Origin of the sequence: Polynucleobacter sp. MWH-UH19D (assembly GCF_040409795.1) — a bacterium.
Taxonomy (GTDB): Bacteria; Pseudomonadota; Gammaproteobacteria; order Burkholderiales; family Burkholderiaceae; genus Polynucleobacter.
On the sequence record NZ_CP099571.1, the window covers coordinates 596,937 to 612,409 of the forward strand.

The following is a 15,473-nucleotide window of genomic DNA, read 5'->3' on the forward strand; positions in this document are numbered from 1 at the left end:
ATTGGGTCGTTTTGGATAAAGTACGCGTTCTGATTGTTGACGATTCTGCGGTAATGCGCAAAATCATCGCAAGCGCTTTACAAAAAGATCCGTCAATTGAGGTGGTTGGCTTTGCCGCCAATGGTTTGCAAGCTATCGAAGCTATCAAGACATATTCCCCTGATGTGATGACCTTAGACATTGAAATGCCAGAAATGGATGGTCTCACTGCGCTACGTGAAATTCGAAAAACTAATAAATATTTACCAATTATTATGTTTAGCTCCCTAACGCACAAAGGAGCTCAAGCTGCAGTAATGGCCTTAACTGCGGGAGCCAGTGATTACGTTGGTAAGCCTGCAACATCTGCTGGTAGCGTTGATGGGGCTTTTAAGGTTTTAGAAACCGAGTTGATACCAAAAATTATTGGCCTTGCTAAACGCGTTAAATCCAGACAGGCAAGAGAAACTGAAGAGGCGCGCGAGATAAATAGTAGCCAGACAAAATCACTTGGCGCCCAATTCAAGCCGCAAGCCGTCTCTGCAGTAGATGCTCTGCCCACTAAAGCTAAGACTGTAGAGTCGAGAACTTTGCAATCAATCATTCCAGTTAAACCGGTGCAAGCAGTATGTATTGGTGTATCTACTGGCGGTCCTATGGCTCTGATGCAGGTGTTCAGCCAAATCACAACGGCTTTGACAGTGCCGATATTTATCGTTCAGCATATGCCACCTTCATTTACGGCTCTACTGGCAGCGCGATTAAGCGCCGCTGGTGTGATGACGGTAAAGGAGGCTGAGGAAGGCGAGGTGGCTCTGTCAGGAAATGGTTATATAGCTCCTGGCGGCTTTCATATGACGCTGGAGCGATCTGGCACTAAAACAATTATTCATTTAAATACAGAACCTCCGGAAAATTCTTGTCGCCCTGCAGTAGATGTCTTATTTAGAGCAGCGGCCGAGGTATACGGTGGCGGTGTATTGGCGGTCATTCTCACAGGTATGGGGTATGACGGCCTCAAAGGATGTCAGGCGATTGCTGTCAAGGGTGGTCAAGTCATTGCCCAGGATGAGGCAACGAGTGTCATTTGGGGGATGCCAGGTGCGGTAGTTCAAGCTGGCTTAGCAAATTCGATTCTGCCAATCGAAAAAATATCAGAAGAAATTGTTTTTCGCTCAAGAAAAATAACTCCCCAAAAATAGATGAGCAAAGAATATCTTCCGCAGTTTTATGCCATGCTTGAAGAGCATATTGGCATTTCTTTAGATGATACAAAACAGTATTTAATTGAGTCGCGCCTGATGCCATTAAGTCAAAAAAGAGGGCATGCTGAAGTTTATGCCTTTGTAAAAGAGCTTGTGCAAACGCCATTAGGCGCGATGCATTGGCAGGCTTTTGAAGCACTCACCACAAATGAAACTTCTTTTTTCCGTGACAAGCATGTGTTTGATGCTCTTAAAAATCAGATATTACCTATGCTCATTAGCAATCGTAGAAAAGAAAAAGCACTGTGTATTTGGAGCTCTGCGGTCTCAGCTGGTCAGGAAGCCTATAGCATTGCCATCCTCATCCGTGAGCATTTTCCTGAGTTACACGATTGGAATATTTTGATTCAAGCTACGGACATATCCGAGGCAATCTTAGATAAAGCTAGGGCTGGAATCTATAGCTCGTCTGAAGTTAAGCGTGGCTTAGACGATCGTTATTTGCAAAAATACTTCCGCGAACAAGGGGATGGCTACCAAATTCATTCGTCGATACGCAGTATGGTGAATTTTTTGCCGCACAACTTAGTAGCAAGCTGGCCGTTTTATCCCAAGTTTGACTTAATTTTGCTGCGCAATGTTTTAATTTATTTTAATCAGGCTACTAAGAATAAGGTTTTAGAAAAAATGCATCGCCAGCTAAATGGTAAAGAAGGCATTTTAATTTTAGGCGCCTCTGAATCAATCTATATGAATGAGTTATTCAAAACCATTCCGCTGGAAAAAATTTCATACTATCAATCTAGTTAATTATTAAGGACATGCGATGGAGCAGAATAACAATACTAGCGAGTCAAAAGTAATTGCAGAAAAAACGATTGATCCTTCATTTGCATCTTTTTGCATTCTCGTGGTCGATGACAGTCGTACACTTAGGCGAATTTTGATTCGAGAGCTCAACACGCTAGGTTTTCAAAATATTCTTGAGGCGGCTGATGGGCTAGAGGCAATTGAAACCGTTAAATCGAAACCAGTCGATTTGATGTTACTGGACATGGAGATGCCGGAGCTTGATGGTTTAGGTGTTCTTGAATCATTAAAGTCTGATGATGTTTATAAATCTTTGCCAATTATTGTTATCTCAGGTGCCGACCAGTTTGATAAGACCATTAAGTGTATTGAGATTGGTGCAGAAGATTATCTGCCTAAGCCATTTGACCCTATTTTGCTGCGGGCTCGTATTTTTTCTTCTCTTGAAAAAAAGCGTTTACGAGATTTGGACAAGAAGCATATGGAAATGCTCAACCAAGAAAAGGAATTACTTGAAGTAGAGCAATTAAAAACCGAAAAATTAATGCTCAACATTCTTCCAAGGCCAATTGCTGAGCGATTAAAGCGAGGTGAAAAGAATATCTCAGGCAGCTATCCAGAGGTCACAATTTTATTTAGTGATCTAGTTGGATTTACCAAAATGTCTTCCCAGACAAGCGCTACAGATCTGGTCAAGCTATTGAACGATCTTTTTACTCGTTTTGATAAAAGAGCTGAGGCTTTGGGCGTGGAGAAAATTAAAACCATCGGTGATGCTTATATGGCAGTTGCTGGGCTTCCCATTCCAAGGCCAGATCATGCGCAATTATGTGCCGAGCTAGCTTTAGGAATGTTTGAGGATCTCAAGGCATTTAATCAAGAAAATGACAAAGAGCTTAATATGAGAATTGGCTTAAATTCTGGGCCTGTTGTGGCTGGAGTAATTGGCTTTACTAAGTTTTCGTATGACCTGTGGGGAAATACAGTTAATACAGCGAGTAGGATGGAGTCGACCTCTCAGCCTGGCAGGGTTCAGGTATCTCCTGCAACCTATGAGGCAATTAAAAATGACTACATTTTGGAAGACGGGGGTCTGATGGAATGCAAAGGCTTAGGCGAAATTTTGACTCACTTACTGGTTTCTAAAAAATAAAGTGCAGCATTAAAAACCCATTTCAAATTTTTGATCTCCATTTTCGTAGTTCAATGAACTTTAAGAGCGCCACTCATCAGGTATCCACCGGATTGATTGTGGGTTTAAGCTCTATTGTTTACGCTATTTCTCATGGTGCTCTCTTATTTTCAGCGGGCGCACCCAATCTAATCGCCGTGGGCATGACGTCTGCGCTAGTTACCGCATTCATTTGTTCTATTAGCAGTTATTTTTTTAAAGAGAAAACATTTGTCATGGGTACGGATTCGAGCACGGTATCTGTTATGGCTGGAATGGTATTTGTATTGGGCTCCTACGCCATTTCTCCTGCAGCGACTCAGGCAACGACACTGACAGCAATATTTTTATTGTCCTGCATTTCCGGCGCCGCCTTTTATTTGGTGGCCCGATTGCATTTGGCTAATTTTGTTCGCTTTGTTCCTTTCTCAGTGATGGCTGGACTATTAGCTTCTACAGGATGGTTAATGTGTAGCGGTGCGTTGATGATTATCTCGAAAATCTCCCTGAGTGCGAAAGGAGTCGAGGGGGTTATTGATAACCCCTATCGACCAGAGTTGCTAGTGGGAATTTTCGTGGCATTTTTATTGCAAAGTTTTTCTAAAAAAATATCTAGTGCGGTATTAATACCGTTAGTCATCATTTTTCTCTCAGTCGTTGTTCATCTATTTATCGCTAGCTCTTATTGTGCTGTGTTTGGCGATATTTGTTCGGCTGATAAATGGCTTTTTTCATTTAGCTCTCACAATGCATGGATTCCATCCTGGCAAATTGATGCTGCGAATATTGATTTTGGAGCATTAGCTCGAGCTCTCCCATCGATGTTTGTTGTTGCGTTTGTTGGTGTTATTACGATTCTTCTGGCTGTAGCCAGTCTAGAGCTTTCTTATAAGAAAGAATTTAACTTAAATCAAGCGCTTAAAGTGCACGCGGGCTCTACATTGATTTCTGCCTTCTTCGGAGGATTTTTGGGGATCATTTCAACAGGTAGAACAACGCTGAATCGAATAGGAAATGGCGGAGTAATCTCCGCCATCATTGCTGCCTTGTTATGTCTTTTAATGTTAGTTGGCGGTGGTGGCCTTTTGGGATATATTCCGCGAGCTGCAATGGGTGGCGTGATTTTATTTTTGGGTATATCAATGCTCAAGAATTGGGTATGGGATCAACGAAAAGTCTTGGAGCGTGGCGAGTTAGTTGAAATTGGTTTAATTTTGATTGTGGTTGCCAATTTTGGATACCTTGCCGGCTTTGGCTTGGGTATCGCGATGGCCTGCATTGCTTTTGTAATTGCTTGCAGCAAAAATCCATTAGTTAGTTTCAAGACCGATTTATCTATATTTTCGAGTTCAGTAGTTCGTCATGAGCGACATCGCGAGCTGATTTGTAGGGAAGGCTCTCAGTCGCTGATTTTTAAGCTGCGAGGCTATATTTTTTTTGGATCGGCTAGTAATTTAGAGCTGATGTTTCACGAAATTGAAAAAAGTGATGTTCAGAATATTCTGATGGATTTTTCAGAGATACTCGGAATTGACCGCTCAGCCGTTGGAGTATTTCATCGTATTTTGCGGCGGGAGAAAATTTCTGGGGCGAATTTTTATTTTGTTTATTCTGAAAAAAATCAAAAAATAGTTCGGTCTTTGTATCCTAATCCAGCTAGCTCTGAAAGATTTGGTTTTTACCCAACCCTAGATCTGGGTGTTGAAGCAATTGAAGAGCAAATTCTTGCAGTGAATCAGGGCAGCGGTACTGCTCATAGTTGTTTTGATTTTCTCAATAACTCGGCTGAAGAGAACGCCTTAATTGAGTTATGTGATTTGAAATCCTTTGTTGCAGGTGAGGATTTATGCAAAGAGGGTGATCATTCTTCAGAAATTTATTTCATCAAAGAAGGTTTTTTGGAGGTCATAAAGGAAGTTAATGGTACAGAGATGCGTCTTACCAAGCTAAGCAATGGTGCCATGTCTGGAGAAATGGCCTTTTACAGCGGTGAACCTCGCTCTGCAACAATTCGCGCAAGCTCACCCTCTTTGGTATACATTCTAAGTGGAGAAGCATTACGCACACTAAGACAATCAAATCCTGTATTGGCTGGCAAATTTGATTTGTATGTTATTAAGAAATTAGCAAGTACCTTAACTAGGGCTAATAAGTTAATTGCATCCCTAAGGTGACCGATCAAATTCAATTACGACTTAATATCGTCCCATAATTTCATCAGTGTTCTGACTACACTAGGCATTTCATTGGCAACCTGATTGGCTTTAGTGGCAGAGTATTCGCGAATAAACCCTTTTCCTAGATTGCCAGCTTCTGCTGCCATATTGGTGTCGATTAAATCCGATTTAGACTTTTTCAGGTTAACACTTTGAGATTGAAGGTTGCTATTGATTTCACTTACCCGATTCATTTGGGATCCGATGATGGCACGCTCACTCGCAATGAAATCAACCGCTTTATCTGATTGAGTGGAGATCGAGTTAAAGGTGCTACGCCAAAGCTCATTTGAGGTATTGGCGTTAAATCCTTTGAGGTTTTGAATCGATTGTGATAACGCAACTAAGCTTGAATTGTTTAGTGCAAGGGCTTCGGCGGGGGTTCCCACGACTATTTTGGCAGACTGAGTTGCATCCCATGGCTGAGTTTTAGTTGTGATATTAAACGCTAAACCAGTTGCGGTGTCGGTAAAGATATTGGTGTCGTTCGTAATGCGCCGACCATTGATGGTGAGATTAGCATCCCTAGCAATATCAATTCCGGCGACAGAATTTTTTAACACTAAATTCGAGGTAAAGTTGGCGTTCCAATTGGCTGAACCATATTGATAAGCAGCACTAGGTGGTTGATCGCGTACCCCTAGATTTTGGAGTTGGTAGTATGGATTTGGTGTGACACCATTTGCTAAAAATTGACTGGTTCTATCGAGCGTTTGGTCATAGAGTGTAGAGTAGGCATTAGCAAAAGGGTAGTAAGGAACATAAGCGGGATTTGGGGTGAGTTCGTTATTTATCACGAGCGTGCCATCTGCTTGCTTGACTCCCGTAGCTACTGCAGAGTAATTGGTATTGAGATACTCCTGACCAGCTGCACCGGTGTAGCTCAGATACTGTCCATTATCTCCCTCAAAAGCCGTAATTCCACCTGTGTAAGAAACCAAAGGCTCGCCTGCGGTGGGACTTTTAACGGAATAATTGAATGTTGTTTGTAAGCGACCATCACTTAGTAAATTCACTGTTCCAGTCACATCTGTGCCGGTCAAAGTATTGTCGGCTACCACCAGAGTCATGCCTTGAAAGGAGACAGCATTTGCGGCGCCAGATTTACCGCCATTGATTTTGATAGCGTATTGTCCGCTGCTAGGTTGGTATAGCCGAGCGGATACGTTGTTGTCATTTAAGCTATTTATCCAATTGGTTAAGTTGCTCAAATTAATGTTAAAGCCGGCAGCGTTGTAGCCCGTCATAGCACTAACTGCGCCAGCGGTTGTTACTCCGCCAGTCACTTTGTCGCCGTTGGCTTTATAGGTGTTAGTGCCTACTGTGAATGAAAAATTGCTATTAATGCCGACTGTATTGTTGGCCGAAGTAAAGTTGGTAAGGTCAAATTCAGTTGCAGCAGCAGATTCATTGATGGTGATGTTATAAGTTCCCTGTGGCGTGCTAGGGGCAGCAAGAACTTGTACCGCGGCAGGGTTTGTATTTGAGATGCCATTTAAGTTTGGTGCGCCAACAATTTCACCATCAGCTTTAGCGGTATTGGTTAAGTTGATTGGACTATAGGCAATTAGGTCGGTATTTTTTGGCCCAGCACCAAATTTAATGGTAGGACCTTCTTGCACAATAATGGGCTTGAAAATATTGCTTAAATTTTTGGCCATCTCTTCGCCGCTATCTGTTAAACCATTGATGCCAACAGTGCTACTATCAAGGCGCATCCAAATGCCAAAATCTCCAAAGTTAAGAACTTGGGACGCTTTGCTGCCACTTAAAGTACCAAGCGTAATGGTTTGTGAGCCAAGTTCGTTATCGTTCCAGTCGGTCTTGGTCATAGTTAAAGCTGGGCCGTTACTAGAAAGCTTATAGATTCCTGGGCGAGCATCATTAACCGCCAGTGTTGTCACAATCGTGTTGTCAAGTGTGCCGATGTTAGTACTTCCAGCTTTAATGCCCGAGTTTGAATCCAGCACACCATAATTGGTTAGCAAGGCTTGATTATTAAAACTTGTGCGATTGATGGTATTTTTAATCTCATTATTTAGGTCGCTTAATTCTTTTGCAATATCAACCTTTTGGGTATTACTAAGCCCATCATTGCCCCCTTGAACTGCTAATTGTTTTACGCGCAATAGAATATCTCCGATTGAGCTTAAGCCCGTGTCGGCAGTTTGTAAAAGGCTAGTTGCTTGGTTTAGATTGACTACAGATTGGTTAACCGCATTGAGTTGACTCACCATGTTTTGAGAGATTGCTAGGCTGGCAGCATCATCTTGAGCTCCATTAACTCGTTGACCAGTCGAAAGTTTTTGTACGGTTGTCGATAATGCTTTTTGGGCCTCCATGAGGCCTTGCTGCGCATATAAAGAAGCTTGATCGATTGTGTTTGACATTTGGCCCGCCTAAAAAATGTATTTGTCCAAAACTGGATACGGCAAAACCAAGAAATGTGTTTAGTGATATTTTGGGGTTAGTTACGGTTTTCATGACCAGGTCATCTGGACTTATCTTTTTCTTAAGTGACTTTTAGTTGGCGTAGGCCCCATTTAACCAATCGCCAACCTCACACATTGCTGTAATGCCCTATGGCGTAGCATCCTTCTGGGCATCTTTTGCCACATATCATTACTGTTGCGTACCTCTACAAAATACTCCCTAACGCTAATGGGCATAATCCGATCCCGTCTATATATTGAGCATTCCATCCATTCAGGTACACCTTCAACTAAGGTATCTGCCTGATTAAAGACTAGACCATTAAATTGAGTATGTTCATTCAGTAACTTAGAGCATCCATCAATACTGATAAATACCTGCCAATTACCATCTTCATATTGAGCAAAGCCTATTTCTTCTTTAAGGGGATCTAGGTGCCAATATTGCATGGTTCGCAGTAAAGCCAAAATCGTCTTTGCTGGCACCTCAATCTGTAAATCAATCCAGGCTTTGAGCTCCAGCTCATTAATCTCTAATGCAGATGCTGCGCTAGCAATCTCTTTTGTAATGAGTTCATGAAAGATCCCAATAGCCTCAGATATATTTTTCGCGGGCTCCACTCGCAAGACCGGTTCATCACCACCAAACTGAACGGTTCTAATATTGACTGTTTGGCTATCAGCCTCAAATGGAAGATCTTCACTAATCTCAATTAGATTGGTTTTCTGCTTTTCTAGTAACTCCTTTAAGACATTACTACGTTTACTGGATCTATTAGCATTCGCTTTACTAGTAGCGGTTTTCATAGTTGTCTCCTAGATTTCAGTTGGCTTGCTTAAGAATTGAATGACTTAATTACCAAGCGCCGACTGTTCTGCACTTGTACTTTGTAGTTGCTCGTGATCTCTGGATGATCGAGTTCTAAGCGTTTGCTATCTAACCTAAATGACGGTTTAGGTGCTTTCCAAGTGGCCAGAACCTTTCCTTGGTGGGTGAGTGTCTCTGCTTCTTGCATCTGATTCATGATGTTTTGCTTGATGGAGGAGATCTCTTCCTCGCGAACTTCGATTTCGCTATTCAGTAGCTGTAATCGATTAGTAAGTTCTAAGGTACCCGTTTTGGCTTCAATGCTTTTACCTGGATCACCTTTGCCAAAGAGGGCATGACAGTCTGACTCGCTTATGGCTGGCGGCGGAATATCCTTGAGAACATGCTCTTGCCAAAAGGTAGTTGCTTTTTGAATCACCATTCTTTCCAGTTCTTGATCTCTAGTGATCTCGTAAATCCGAAAATCACTATTGCCAAATAGAACGGCTAGATCAACTCTATCTATGTTAGTAATAGCCATATACCAAATACATTGGCATAGATAACTCATGGGCACTTCGTCTGAACCTACCTCTCCCCATTCACTACTAGTAAAGAGAGTAAAAGGATTGGCTGTTTTACATTCCAAGATTCGAGAAGGAGTAGATCCACCCTCCAGAACAAAACGATCAACATGGGCACACATATAAGAGTGCTCCGGATGAATATGGATGGATTCATCGTGCAAAAGCTCAAAGCCAGTAGCGCGGGCATATTCAGAAGCGACAAACTCTTCGGCAAAAGATCCAAAGCGTAGGGGCAGTGAATCTAGTTGCCGAGCTTCCTTGCCAGTCTTTTCCATCCAGACCTCTAAAGGCGATCTAAAGCGAGAGAGTCCCAGAATGGCGCCAATGTCTGAACCACCTATATATTTAGTGCGATCTGGGCTAAAATCTTGATTAATAAGCATTTTTGAACTCCTTTTGTTCAATTTAATAAATAATTAATTCGAAAAAGAACTAATTTAGTTCATTATAGGACATAAATAGTTTGATTACAAGCGCCCAGATTCGTGCTGCTCGCGCCATGTTGGATTGGTCTAGGGACATGCTCTCGACAGAAGCAGGGGTAGGCATTTCTGCATTAATGCGCTTGGAGTCCGCGGATGGTGTTCCCTCTGGAAATATCAAGACATTTGAGGCCGTTCAGAAAGCATTTGAAAACGCCGGAATTGAATTCATTGGCACACCCGAGAGTGGGGCGGGTGTGAGATGGAAAACTTAGTAAGATTGCAAAACAAAATCAGAATTTATTAATAAATTCAATGAGTTGCATGTTTCAGTAGCCTCTCTTGGCTAACAAAGACAAATTATCCTAAACAACTTTGGCGGGGCATCCGTTAAAGAGAATACTGGGGAAACAAAACCATGTTGGTTACTCCCTTAACAGAATTAGGAGATTTTAATGGCTACCGTTATTAACACCAACTTGGCTTCTTTGTTTGCTCAAAATAGCCTTTCTAACGCCCAAAACAACTTGGCTCAGTCTGTACAACGTCTTTCGTCAGGCTTGCGCATTAATAGTGCCAAGGATGATGCAGCTGGCTTGGCTATTTCTCAAAATATGCAAAGCCAAATTAATGGCACGAATCAGTCTGTTCGTAATTTAAGTGACGCGACAAATTTGTTGCAGACTGCAGATACATCACTATCTACTATTCATGACATGCTATTGCGTTTAAAGCAGTTGGCTACTCAAGGTTACGATGGTTCACTATCAACAAGCCAAAAACTTGATATTGTTCAAGAAATGAAAGATCTGAATAATGAGATTAATGCAACAGCACAACGCACTCAATTCAATGGCATTAACCTGCTAACTACTGGTTCAAGCATTGACCAAGTGAACTCAGACCTCTACAAAGGCGCAACCCTTACAAATTCAAGTACCAAAGTTGACGTATCAGCTAATACCAAGACTGGCTACTATGCAACTGGCGGCGCTGGTGCTACTACTGGCTTGGGTGATTCTGCTCAAACGGGTGGTTACAACACCACATTCGCTGTTATTCTGGATCCAGCAAAATCAGCAAAAGCCGTAGGTGACTTTACGCTTACAGCTAATGGTGCAAACTTAACATTGACTGGCACATACAACGGGACGCCACAGTCACAGACAGTAACAATAGCGGATGTGGTTGGTGATGCGACATCTACGCGAACACAGGCTCAAACGCTTGACTTTAGTAATTTTGGTATCAGCTTGGCATTAACAACCAAGGTTGGTGCTGGCGTTACTCAAACAGGTATTAACATGGCGGCGAAACTGAGTGATTCAAGTCGTGCGGCCCTCTCTATTACTGGCCAAAATGGTGTAGTAAGTGATGTAAATTTATCTGGAGTTGCCGCTGGTACTTATACATTATCAGCTGCAAACTCTGTGACTGGTGCATTGGCATCTGCTGCCGCCAACGCTGCTCTTGTTACTGGTGCCACAGCCGGAACTTACACTGTGCGTCTTGGTGGCGGAACTGGTGGTGGTGCTACGGCTTCAGTTGTAATCACTAATGCCACTACTGTAGGATCTGTCACATTGAGCGGTGGCGGCGGTTACACTGCTGGGGATACGCTCACAATCGAGGCTGGTTTGTTGGGATCTGGTTCATCTGCGGTTACTTTAGGTGCGTTGTTGGCTGGGAATATTGGAAATTCAGGCACTTCCGGAACATTAACGTTGTCCGGAACTGTGAATGGTATTTCAACTACACAAAGCGTATTATTGGCAGACAACGCCTCAATTAATGCAAAACAATCAGTAAGTTTTGATAGTTTCGGCGTATCGTTTGATGTAACCAGTTACCAAACGCAGGATAAAAAGCAATTAGCTGGTTTGCTTGCTGGATTGAGCAGCGGAGTTAATGCAACCAAAGGTGAGATTATTGTTGCACAAGGCGCAAATAGTGCATTGAAGTTCCAAAGCGGTCCAAATTCTGGTCAATTTATTCAAATTGATACACTAAATGTCCAAACCGGAACTAGTGGCACAACGGCTGGTCAATCATCAGAAATGATGACTATGGGAACCCGAATCTCTCAATCTGGTGTTGGAAATTTGGGAAGCTTGGGCAATTTGGATTCAATTGACACATGGCAGACAGCTTTCAAAAATGCTGCCGCAGCAGTAGATAATGCGATTGAATATATTTCTACAAAACGTGCGACATTTGGCTCGCAAATGAATCGCCTTAGCTACATTTCTACTAACTTGCAATCTCAGAGCACTAACTTGCAAAATTCACGTTCTGCGATTATGGACACTGACTTTGCTGCAGAAACTGCAAAATTGACTAAGGGTCAGATTATGCAACAGGCTGCAACCGCAATGTTAGCCCAGGCTAATCAAATGCCTAACGTGATCTTGTCATTGTTGAAATAAGCATTAATCTAGGTTAAGCACAAAAATCAGGGTAACCTGATTTTTGTGCTCCTAAAGCAGGAATTAGTAGTTCATTGGAGGTAGGATATGAGTCAAGTCACCGCATTAAATTCGGCGCCACAGGTGGTGGTAAATCCGGGAGTGATGCCATCGGCTGGTTCAGTTCCTGAGCGTGCCGTTATACAGCAGCCAGTTCGTACTGATGCTGAGGTTGTTGCAAAGGCCGCAAGCACTGAATTCAAGCCGTCAGGAGTCAATGAAGCATCTGCACCCACTAGAGAGGTGGTAGCAAAAGCTGCTCAGCAAATTCAAAGTTTTGTGCAATCAATGGGTCGTAATCTTAGTTTTTCTGTAGACAGTACTACTGGATACCATATTGTTCGGGTTACCAACCCCGAAACTGGCGAGGTAGTTCGTCAATTACCTACAGAGGAACTCATACGCATTGCTCAGAGCTTCGAGCAGCTAAATGCAGCTCTGATACATCAAAAAGCATGATATTTACGTGCCAAATCAAAGATTTGGCACGTATATTGCTTCATTTTATTTGCCCCTGATAAATTTTGGGGAGATAAATGGTTAAAGTAGTGTTTCACAAGACGGAAAATCTAAATCATGGCGGTTTCATCATCTAGTACAAGCACCTCGGCAAGTACAGGTACAGCATCAATTGATGTTGCAAGCATTGTTGCCCAATTGATGACGGTAGAAAACAAGCCGCTTGATGCCATTAATACCAAGATCACACAGCAACAAGTGGTTATTAGCGACCTGGGTACAGTTAAAAGTAAGGTTTCCGCCTTGGGCGATGCCCTGAAAGCGTTTCAAGACCCTAATTCTTACAATAGCGCGGTTGTTAATACAACTGACGCTACGGTTGTGCAGGCTACCGCGGCTAATGGTGCCCTCATTGGAAGTTATAGCGTTACAGTTGGAGCAACAGCGCAAGCCTCAAAATTTACAATATCAGGATACTCTTCGAGTGCAGATTTAGCATCAATTGACGCACTTGCTGGTTTCTCAATAACAATTGGATCTAAAACTTATAGCACGCTTGGAACGCCTGCTGGAACGCCGGCTTTATCCTCTAATGCTACTGTTAATGAATTGAAGAATTGGATTAATTCGCTTGGTGTTAATGTCAACGCTAGTCTAGTGCAAACAATAGATAGTTCGCATTTTGCATTAATGATTCAAGGAACGCAAACGGGCTTGGCCAATGCTGTTTCTTATTCCGGCATATCTCCATCAGCGTCTCCTGTAATTACGATAACGGCTGGTTCAGCGGCCACTCATTCGGATGATGTGATTGCTTTTTCGGCAATGTCCAGTGGAGATAGCGTTACTGTTAATGGTTTGACCTATACCGCTTCAGCAGCTTTAACGGCTGCCGATGTAGCGGCTAAATTTACTAGTGGTGCAATTTTAGCTGGCGGTTCAGACTATTCGGGTGCCTGGAATGCAGCGTATACAGCCGCCGCAAGTGTTACTAATACAAATCAGATTGAGTTAATAGCAGTCGCTACTGGCGCGGTTGCTGCGCCAGTCTTGTCGGCAACTCCTCGTGCTGCTACTAATTCTGTGGATACGATCTCATTTACTAGTATGGTTAATGGAGATAGCGTTACTGTTAATGGTTTGACCTATACCGCTTCAGCAGCTTTAACGGCTGCCGATGTAGCGGCTAAATTTACTAGTGGTGCAATTTTAGCTGGCGGTTCAGACTATTCGGGTGCCTGGAATGCAGCTTATACAGCCGCCGCAAGTGTTACTAATACAAATAAGGTAGTACTTACTGCTGCAACAGCAGGTGCAGTAGCAGCACCTGCTATCAGCGTTGTTGGAGCAGTTGTTAATCCAAGTAGTAATTTTGTAATTGGGTTAACGGCCGGCGTGGTTTCCGCACCAAGCCCATCTTTTATTGCTGGAACGGCAAATGTCACTGAGTCAGCAGACGTAGCTTTTCATGACTTAACTGCCGGTCAATCCATTACGATGGGCGGACTGACCTTCACGGCTGGCGCTCTTGGGGCTCATGCATCAGATGTGGCTAGTGCGTTTGCGAGCATCTCAGTTGGCACTGTGGCAGCTACCATCAACACTACAAAATCATTAAATGATGCGCGCGGTGGAACTTTTACTGCTGGCAGTATGACAGGTTGGGCAACCGGCGGGGTTAACGGCGGTGCTGGTGTAACTTTTGCTAGTGCCACGGCTAATCAAGACGTCGCTAACTTAACCAGTTCAGGCTCTGCTGGGGGATTGGTCATTACTACCGTCAGCAATGCTCGTGATGCCTCATTTAATGTAAATGGCACTGACTTTACTCGTTCATCTAATGCGGTTAGTGATGTGATAGGTGGCGTTACATTAAATTTAGTCAAATCTTCAGGTGCAGCCCAGGTAGTTAATGTCACACGTGGTGCAGATAATTCACAAAAAACGATAACTAGTTTAATCGCAGCGTATAACGATTTAATCGGTACTTACAAGACCATGACGGCAAACTCAAATAACTCGACCTCCTCAAAGGTGGGAACGTTTGCCAATTCTCCAACAACCTTATCTTTTATTAATGATATTAAGAGTAAGTTTGCGATTGGCGCGACTTACGGCAGCGCTGATCCTGTCACGGGTAAATTTAGCACCCTCAGTATGAATGCGATGGGCATGGATTTGCAATTAGATGGCACTATTAAATTTAATGCCGCTGCCTATTCATTAGCCAGTAGCAAAGGTTTACAAGATATTTTGGCTGCTGGGGTCAGAGTTGGGGGGAGTAGTGCCATCCCGTCTACAGCCCCTTCCATTACAACTACACAAGGTAGTGCTTTAGCTACCGAGACAGCCCAAGTTGTGTTTGCTTCAATGATGCCAGGTCAAACTTTGACGATGGCGGGTTTGACTTTTAAAGCTGGCGGTCAAGGCGCCACTGCGGCTCAGGTTGCAACCGCGTTCTCTAGTATTAATGCAGCTGGCTTAACCGCGGGTTCATTGAACGTCAGTAAATCTCTTGGGGATGGGTCTGGCGGCTCATTTACATCTGGTACATCAACGGCATGGACAACAGCTGCACCAGTAGGTAACTCAGTGATATTTACTAGTACAACGGTCAATACCGATGTTGCTGATTTGGTTGTTACCCAAACTGCTGGAGTAACTGATTTGCTAGCATTTGTAAATGCGCAGATTGGGGCTAATGGCGCCATTAATAGTCAGATCAAAAATGAAGTGACCGAAGGAAATGAGTTGACTAAACGCCAAGCTCAACTTACTGAGCGCCTTAATGTAATCCAAAATAATTTCATCGCTCAATATTCAGCATTAAACGCATTGCTATACCAGCTAAGCTCAACTAGCACCGCCCTCACAAGTGCACTGACTGCTTTAACTAATAGTCAAAGCAGTAAAAATTAA

11 protein-coding genes are annotated in these 15,473 nt (G+C 43.1%); 8 read left to right on the forward strand and 3 right to left on the reverse strand.

Annotated elements, in window-relative coordinates:
• Positions 1–11: 11 nt before the first annotated feature.
• From NHB34_RS03060 to NHB34_RS03075, 4 genes are read left to right on the forward strand one after another with little or no spacing between them, the layout of a single operon-like run.
• Positions 12–1,181: a chemotaxis response regulator protein-glutamate methylesterase gene (locus NHB34_RS03060; protein ID WP_353428156.1), complete on the forward strand. Its 1,170-nt coding sequence runs from the start codon at positions 12–14 to the stop codon at positions 1,179–1,181.
• Positions 1,182–1,994 carry a protein-glutamate O-methyltransferase CheR gene (locus tag NHB34_RS03065; RefSeq protein ID WP_353428158.1) on the forward strand — a complete coding sequence of 271 codons (813 nt, stop codon included), beginning with the start codon at positions 1,182–1,184 and terminating at the stop codon, positions 1,992–1,994.
• Between the two features lie 16 nt (positions 1,995–2,010).
• Positions 2,011–3,147, forward strand: a complete 1,137-nt coding sequence (locus tag NHB34_RS03070) for an adenylate/guanylate cyclase domain-containing protein (protein WP_353428160.1) — start codon at positions 2,011–2,013, stop codon at positions 3,145–3,147.
• Positions 3,148–3,200: 53 nt separating this feature from the next.
• On the forward strand, positions 3,201–5,339 hold the full coding sequence (locus NHB34_RS03075; RefSeq protein WP_353428161.1) for a cyclic nucleotide-binding domain-containing protein: 2,139 nt from the start codon (positions 3,201–3,203) through the stop codon (positions 5,337–5,339).
• A gap of 14 nt (positions 5,340–5,353) precedes the next feature.
• On the opposite strand, the gene NHB34_RS03080 is transcribed toward NHB34_RS03075, so the two are convergent.
• The 3 genes from NHB34_RS03080 to NHB34_RS03090 form a co-directional block, all read right to left on the reverse strand.
• Complete coding sequence (locus NHB34_RS03080; protein ID WP_353428163.1) at positions 5,354–7,771, reverse strand: flagellin; 2,418 nt, start codon at positions 7,769–7,771, stop codon at positions 5,354–5,356.
• Positions 7,772–7,924: 153 nt separating this feature from the next.
• Positions 7,925–8,620 (reverse strand): recombinase RecT, encoded by a 696-nt coding sequence (locus tag NHB34_RS03085; RefSeq protein WP_353428164.1) that lies wholly within the window; start codon positions 8,618–8,620, stop codon positions 7,925–7,927.
• A gap of 29 nt (positions 8,621–8,649) precedes the next feature.
• On the reverse strand, positions 8,650–9,591 hold the full coding sequence (locus tag NHB34_RS03090) for a lambda-exonuclease family protein (RefSeq protein WP_353428167.1): 942 nt from the start codon (positions 9,589–9,591) through the stop codon (positions 8,650–8,652).
• A gap of 80 nt (positions 9,592–9,671) precedes the next feature.
• Between NHB34_RS03090 and NHB34_RS03095 the strand changes: the two genes are divergently transcribed.
• From NHB34_RS03095 to fliD, 4 genes are all read left to right on the forward strand, one after another.
• A complete protein-coding gene (locus NHB34_RS03095; RefSeq protein WP_353428169.1) occupies positions 9,672–9,905 on the forward strand; it encodes a helix-turn-helix transcriptional regulator in 234 nt (77 codons plus the stop codon).
• 180 nt (positions 9,906–10,085) lie between these two features.
• A complete protein-coding gene (locus NHB34_RS03100; protein WP_353428171.1) occupies positions 10,086–12,056 on the forward strand; it encodes a flagellin in 1,971 nt (656 codons plus the stop codon).
• 87 nt (positions 12,057–12,143) lie between these two features.
• Positions 12,144–12,554 (forward strand): flagellar protein FlaG, encoded by a 411-nt coding sequence (locus NHB34_RS03105; RefSeq protein WP_353428172.1) that lies wholly within the window; start codon positions 12,144–12,146, stop codon positions 12,552–12,554.
• 117 nt (positions 12,555–12,671) lie between these two features.
• Positions 12,672–15,473 carry a flagellar filament capping protein FliD gene (gene fliD, locus NHB34_RS03110; RefSeq protein ID WP_353428174.1) on the forward strand — a complete coding sequence of 934 codons (2,802 nt, stop codon included), beginning with the start codon at positions 12,672–12,674 and terminating at the stop codon, positions 15,471–15,473.